The sequence below is a fragment of the Clostridium thermobutyricum DSM 4928 genome (assembly GCF_002050515.1).
Classification (GTDB): Bacteria; Bacillota; Clostridia; order Clostridiales; family Clostridiaceae; genus Clostridium; species Clostridium thermobutyricum.
This window is the reverse complement of the sequence record NZ_LTAY01000010.1, coordinates 86,328-93,109: the sequence shown is the minus strand read 5'-3', so window position 1 is coordinate 93,109 and position 6,782 is coordinate 86,328. Positions and strand designations below refer to the sequence as shown.

Annotated in this window: 8 protein-coding genes; 3 read left to right on the top strand and 5 right to left on the bottom strand. The window is 21.9% G+C overall.

What is annotated here, in order from left to right; translation table 11 throughout:
- Nucleotides 1-94: 94 nt before the first annotated feature.
- The 5 genes from CLTHE_RS01075 to CLTHE_RS01060 all read right to left on the bottom strand — a co-directional run bounded on the left by CLTHE_RS01075 (nucleotide 95) and on the right by CLTHE_RS01060 (nucleotide 3,857).
- Nucleotides 95-733 (bottom strand): DUF488 domain-containing protein, encoded by a 639-nt coding sequence (locus tag CLTHE_RS01075; RefSeq protein WP_143324004.1) that lies wholly within the window; start codon nucleotides 731-733, stop codon nucleotides 95-97.
- A 61-nt stretch (nucleotides 734-794) separates the two neighbouring features.
- Complete coding sequence (locus CLTHE_RS01070; RefSeq protein WP_080021605.1) at nucleotides 795-1,592, bottom strand: hypothetical protein; 798 nt, start codon at nucleotides 1,590-1,592, stop codon at nucleotides 795-797.
- 194 nt (nucleotides 1,593-1,786) lie between these two features.
- On the bottom strand, nucleotides 1,787-3,031 hold the full coding sequence (locus tag CLTHE_RS01065) for a hypothetical protein (protein ID WP_080021604.1): 1,245 nt from the start codon (nucleotides 3,029-3,031) through the stop codon (nucleotides 1,787-1,789).
- A 202-nt stretch (nucleotides 3,032-3,233) separates the two neighbouring features.
- Entirely contained in the window at nucleotides 3,234-3,401 is a 168-nt protein-coding gene (locus CLTHE_RS16600; RefSeq protein WP_002598727.1) for a hypothetical protein, read from the bottom strand.
- Nucleotides 3,402-3,491: 90 nt separating this feature from the next.
- A complete protein-coding gene (locus tag CLTHE_RS01060) occupies nucleotides 3,492-3,857 on the bottom strand; it encodes a hypothetical protein (RefSeq protein ID WP_242945600.1) in 366 nt (121 codons plus the stop codon).
- A gap of 380 nt (nucleotides 3,858-4,237) precedes the next feature.
- Here CLTHE_RS01060 and CLTHE_RS01055 point away from each other — a divergent pair, with 380 nt between their 5' ends.
- The 3 genes from CLTHE_RS01055 to CLTHE_RS16985 all read left to right on the top strand — a co-directional run bounded on the left by CLTHE_RS01055 (nucleotide 4,238) and on the right by CLTHE_RS16985 (nucleotide 6,422).
- Nucleotides 4,238-4,441, top strand: a complete 204-nt coding sequence (locus CLTHE_RS01055) for a hypothetical protein (protein WP_080021603.1) — start codon at nucleotides 4,238-4,240, stop codon at nucleotides 4,439-4,441.
- A gap of 1,186 nt (nucleotides 4,442-5,627) precedes the next feature.
- Nucleotides 5,628-5,816 carry a hypothetical protein gene (locus CLTHE_RS01045; RefSeq protein WP_080021601.1) on the top strand — a complete coding sequence of 63 codons (189 nt, stop codon included), beginning with the start codon at nucleotides 5,628-5,630 and terminating at the stop codon, nucleotides 5,814-5,816.
- A 417-nt stretch (nucleotides 5,817-6,233) separates the two neighbouring features.
- Nucleotides 6,234-6,422: a tyrosine-type recombinase/integrase gene (locus tag CLTHE_RS16985; protein WP_080021606.1), complete on the top strand. Its 189-nt coding sequence runs from the start codon at nucleotides 6,234-6,236 to the stop codon at nucleotides 6,420-6,422.
- Nucleotides 6,423-6,782: the final 360 nt, after the last annotated feature.

The window sequence follows — 6,782 nt, the reverse complement described above, 5'->3', positions numbered from 1 at the left end:
ATTAAATATAACTTATAGCTATTAATACTAAAATATTTTTATAAACCTATTTATTTAATAATTAAACTTTATCTATAAATCATACCTATTAATTTTATAATTTATATCCTTTTTCTTTAAGTTTTTCAAGTCTAAATCCTATTTCTCTATTCATTTTTTCTATTGATTCATTCAAATACTCTTCTCTAGATTTTTCTCCATCTAAAATAGAATAAAAATTTATATCATTTCTATCAAAGTATCTATCTATAAGTTCTTCTTCCAATTCATAATTACTTTTTATCTCTCCACTATGTACTATATTTTTAACTTCAAATCCTTCTTTTTCTAATGCTAATGCTACTAATGCAAATCTATGGCATTCAATTGGATTTTGCTTTGCTCCTAAAAGACAAATTTTATACCCTTTATCACAACCATCTTTTAATCTTTCTATTCCCTTTTTAAACATATCATCTTTCACTACTTTTTTAAAATCTGCATAACCTTCATTTATGTAATATTCTCTTTTTCCTCTTTGAGCTCCAAACTCTTTTCCCATATAAATATAACTTAATCCAAATTGTTTTAAATTTTCTCTTATCACGTTTAAATTATATTGTATATTATACTTAGAGTATGGAGTTCCTCTTACATCAACTATTACATCAATATTATATTTTTTAATCATTCCATTTAAAGTTTCTAAGCTATAATTTGAATGTCCTATAGTATATATAACTCTTCTGTCCACTATAATTTCCACCTTTCAAAAAAGCTAAATCTAAATTTTAGTTTAGATTTAGCTTTTAAATTTATTCTTCTCTATCTTTTTTATTTATATAACTTCCATATAAAAATTTATACCATTTAATTTCTATAAATTTGTAATAAGCAGTTAAAGCTGCCACTACAAATAAAAATGCTAATATTGTTATTAATCCAAATCCACTTAATATTAATCCTATAAAGGCTATTATCCCAATAATCCAAACTTGTATATTTGAAATTATTATAACCAAAATAGTTGATAAAAATTTCTCTTTAACCATTTTTAAAGATGTTATAATAGCTTTAATAAAATTAGTCTCTTTTTCTTGGATTAATAAATAATCAACGGGTAAAAATAATATTTTTATTATAAAACTCATTATTATTGTAATAAGTAAATTTGTAAAAGTTAATGCTAATATTTTTTCTAATGAAATTTGAGCTCCCTGAATTTTAGATAATATTAATAAAGCTACTTTATCAAATATAAATATAACAGGAATTAATCTTATAAATCCTGATATAACATTCCATATCAAACAATTTATATAAACTTTAAAGCTTACATTGCTACTATTAATTGCTGCTGATCTCTCTATTTCTTCTGAATTCAAAAGGAATTTATCAAATAATATATTAATCATTACTCCAATTAAAACTCCAATTAATAATCCAACATATATTCCAGCAATTCCTATAACAAATTTTGAAATAATTTTTACTGATATCATTGCAATTAAAAAAAATATTATTTTCCAGAAAAATCCTAACTTATCTTCTAAAATTAATTTCCGACTTCCTTGAAATACGAATTTTCTCCATTGTTTATCTCTTGAATTCACCCTATCCTCTCCTTTTCTGATATATTATACTACGATTTATATACATTTTCATCTAACAAACTATTTCTTAATAATTAAGTATAATATTTAATTTTACAATGCAATCAGATAATTTATAAAATTAAAAAGCATTAAGTAAATTTACTTAACGCTTTTAATTGTTTTTAATAAAATTATTATATTATTTCGTATTTTTATTTAACTCTACCAACTGTAGTATTATCTGATTTTTTATCATCTAATTCTGGAAATGGATGAGGAGATTCTTGATATCTATAATCTTCTCCATTTTTATCTATATAGTCCTCTATAACAGTATGACTAACAACTTCATCTAGATTTTTATTGACTTTTTCTTGATATTTATAGAATCCACTATCTTTTCCTAATTTAGATACATCCACGTATCCATCTTTATCAGATGTTATATTTGCTGTTTTTAATACTTCTCTTAAATATTCTTTATTTGATTTTAATTCTAAAATTTCAGGGAATTCACCGTTTGGTATTACTTGTTCCCAATCTTTCTTTTCATATTTTTTAAGTAGTTCAACATCTTTATGTAATTGAGCTATTTCTTGTGATAAACTATATTCCCAAATCTTTTTAATATTTTCATCTTTTTCGGTCATGTAACAAGAATAATATAAATATGCTTCTGTATAATCATGCATTAAAAGATCTTCTAACCAAGTACATCTTGGATCTTTTAAGCTTGCATATTGTGTTACGTGCTCTTCTTCTACCATTCCTATTTCTAAATAAAGTTTTCTTCCTATATCATTTTTATATAAAGAACTTACATTCATATAGTAGTTCATAGTCTGTTGTTCAGCTGCTGTTATTATATTTATGTTTAATTTTGTTCTTAAATCAGCTGTATTGAAATCTGTAAATTTTTTTATAGTATCATGTGGACATCTATGGTGAGCAATAGTTGGACGTCCTGGCATTATTTCAGTGTAATGTCCTACTAAATTTTCTGCTTTTACTCCTTGATCCATTTCTAATAAATCTGCATATCTATATAAATGATCAAAATCTTCAAGAAGTGCAAAATCTAAAGAAGCTTTAACATTTTTATCTTTTTCACTTTTTGCTAATGCACATGTTAAATCTACTGCCAATTGTTCATAACTAATGGTTGTTTCCAAAATTGTTTCATCTAATGGGCGTAAATTACTTATTTTCATCTGTTGTTGTTTTTCAATTCTTCTAATAGCAGCTATTTCTCTTCTTAACTCATTATCAGTACAATGTCTTGAAAATTGATGTGAAAACCAGTTTGATTCAAACTCTGCTCCATTCATAAGAATTATACGTGTTTTAGTATATGGATCTACTTCATTTTTATTATAATGTTTAGGATATAATTCACCCCAACTTTGAATTGTTGACTCTATATCAACTACCTTTTCTTTAAATGGATTAAAACTCATATTAACACTCCTTTTTTAAATAATCTATACAAATTTAGTTATTCCCTAAAAAAAACTCTTAATTCATTTGAGTTATACTTTTTTAATTCTGTGTTCTTGAGTTTGAATTCTATAAATAATTTTAATAGAAATACTAAATTTAACTATATAAATAGTGAGTACTATATTTAAATAGTACTCACTATTATAATATCGAATCAGTTTATTTAGGTAAATGTTGTATCATTTCCCATGAAGTATCCATGTCTCTAAATTGAGGCATAACTTCTCCTTCTAATATTCTTATAGCTGTATGTGCATCATTTTTACTTCTCCATATTCCACTCATTGTACAAATTTCACCACTGTTTATAACTTCTTGATTAACCATTGTAAATTCCTCCTTAAATTAAAGTAATTTTATTATTCCTCAATTTAATTATGATTATGCTTTTACAATAGTTTATTAGTTATTCAATTTTTAATATAACTCTTTACCATCTTCCCAACTTTTTAATTTGGACATTGCATTTTTATATTCTTTGCTTAATAGTGCATAGCTCTTATTTAAATCTATTCCCAATCCCAACATACCTTTAAATATATAATCTAAATCCATATATCTCTTATATATTATTTCTCTTTCTGATTCATTTAATATTAGTAGTCCATTCTTAATTTTCTGTTGATAATAGTTAAGATTATTGACTTCTTTAGTTATCAATTTAACTCTTTCCTCATCATAATTAAAAGCATTTCTTTCTTGCCTTAAATTCATTATCTTAACTTTTCTAGCTTTATATGTTTGTAATAATCTATTGACTTTATAATAAATCTTTAATTCCAATAAATTTTACTATAATTTTTATATATTTTTTAAATTCCTTCTATTTGCTTTTTTACTCTGATTATTCGCACATAGTTATATTAAATGTCCTTACATTTAAATATTAAATATATCCTAATCCATTTATATTCAATTTTAAATTTAAATTACAATAAAACAATACTTGTTTTTTTCCTTATTTTTATTTATTTAATAAACCTATTTACTTTTAAATATATATTATTTAGTTTTATATATTCTTAAATTCAATATAATTAAACTTTACATAAATCAAATCATTTAACTATTATTATATATAATTTGATACTTTAACTTCCATATAATATCATTTTTACAAGATTAATATAAATTTTAAATCTACTAAAAAAGGAGAAATTCTAATGAAAAAATTAGAGAATATTAATAGTGAATTATTAATGAACACACTTTATAAGTTAGATAGTATAGTATTAAGCGCACTTGAAACAGCTGCTTTTGCTGTTAGATGCCTAACTGCTACTCCATTAGAATATGGTGTAGATTCTTTAAATTTTAATATTGTAGAGGATATGAGTAACTATGTTCAAAAAAAAATTAACACATAAAAAAATAATAAAAAAAGCTGAAAAACTTTTTTATTATTTTAAATTACTAAAATCAACAACTGAAAAAAATATCCTTTATTAGAAGAGGAAGATATAGTCAATAAACAAATTCTCTTAAAAAAATTAGATGATTTAATAGAAATATTAAAAACTTCAACAAAAAAATATATTTCTGATGAAATTTCACTCGATGAATTTGATAAAAAACTAAATAATATAAATAACCTTTATAATAAATTAAGATTAGATAATCCAATACTTAATGCAATTATTTATGGTTATCTTACACCTTCAATTCAAGCAATGATAGGTACTCCTGTTCCAGATGCTTATACATTTGTAAGTTTATTTGAAAATTTAAAGAATTCAGATTAATATACATAGTTTTATTTAGAATAAGTAAATAAGTATTTTGTAATAAACTCTACACCAAATATATTAATAAAATAAAATTTGATATTTTAATTAAATATCATATAATGAATTAAAAGTAAAAATAAATCTCTTATTATAAATTTATAATGAAATCTTTATATTAATACTATTTCTTTAGGAAGGAGTCAAAAATGAATAAAGTTGAAATACATTATGATAAAAATAGACTTAAATTTTTTATATATTCCATTTTCCCAATAGCTATAATAGTATTACTAATTGATATATACTATACTTTAAATACTATAAATTTTAATATTTATTTTTCAATTTTTTTATTTTTAATTTTCTTATTTTTTATATATTATTCAATAAAAAGTATATTAGTCTTTATTAATAATAAGCCTTGTTTAATATTTGATGAAGAAAAAATAACTTCGTGTTCTATATTCGGATCATACTCTTTAGATATTAATTTATTTGAAAATTATAAATTTGTTGAATTTAACGGAATAAATTTTGTAAATATTTACCCTAAAAATTATAAAGAATTTAAAAAACAATTAGGCTTCCATCTATTTCGTAGATTTATCTATTATCAAATTTAAAGTAATGGTTTTGAGGTCCCTATGATTAGTTTTTTTACATTATCAATGAATTATCAACAAGCTATAGACTATTTAAATAATACATTTAAAAAGAATTAATAAATTGTCCTATAAAGAGGTTCATAGTTATAATTAAATCAAGAAATAAGGATATAAAATATTCTATTTATTAAAATTATTTTTAATTAAAAAGGTGGTTTAATATGAAATTTATAGCCAGAAAATCAAACATATTTTATATATTTTTAACAAGCTTCTTAGCATCTATAATGTTTGCACTATGTATGAATATTAACGATCTTTCAAATATAACTAAAATTATTGTAACTGGAATTGAATTTTTTATTATTATGTTTATTCTATTACTTATTTTTATAAAGTTTTTAAAATAAAAAGAATTAGAACCTAAACAAAATAGGTTCTAATTCTTTTTACAATTAATAATATAATAAGTCATCAGAAATCATATAAATTTATCCTAAATAGTAACTTCCGTAAATTTATATAATTGATTTCTGTATTTTATTAAATTATCTATATCAACCTTATAATCACTTGTTGGTTTATTATTAATCCAACCAACTAAATACTCTATACTTAATGCAATAAAATTGCCATTAAAATTAATATCTATAAAATCAGAACATGTGTATTAAATATCACAGTTACCAATAAGCATTATTTTTATTAGTTCTTATGTTATATCTTCCTTATCAATTTTAATACTAATTGTATAATATAGATTAAGGTCTTAAAACTCTCACATCTTGGAATTAATTATCTGAATGAAAAAATATAATCTAAAATAAATTTGTATACATGATTTAAGACATATTTTCGAAACTAAATTATTTGAAAATGGAATAGCTCCTAAAACAGTACAATCAATTTTAGGTCATAGTTATATATCTACCACATTAAATATTTATAATCATGTAATGAAAGCTACTAAAGACAAATCTATGGATAAAATAGATTATTTATTTAAACTAGAGTAATTTTATTACTCTAGTTTTTTTATGTAAATTCACTTTATTATTTTAATTTATTAAAGTAAACAGAAGAGGATTTTTTTAAGTTTTATTTTCTATTGCACACCTATTGCACAATTTAGCAAAAAAATAAGAGCTAAGATTCTTCTTAACCCTTTAAATTGGTGCACCTAGCAAGATTCGAACTCGCGACCTGTGGAAACGAAAGATATTTTTTTATTATTTTTTATATAACACACACCCCCTGTTATATAGCCATTTATTAGTTATATTTAATTATTTTCAATTAAACTTTTTTATTCTATAAGGGGTAAAAAAAGGGGTAAAACTCTTATTAAAACATTAAATTATAAAAAACTATACTTA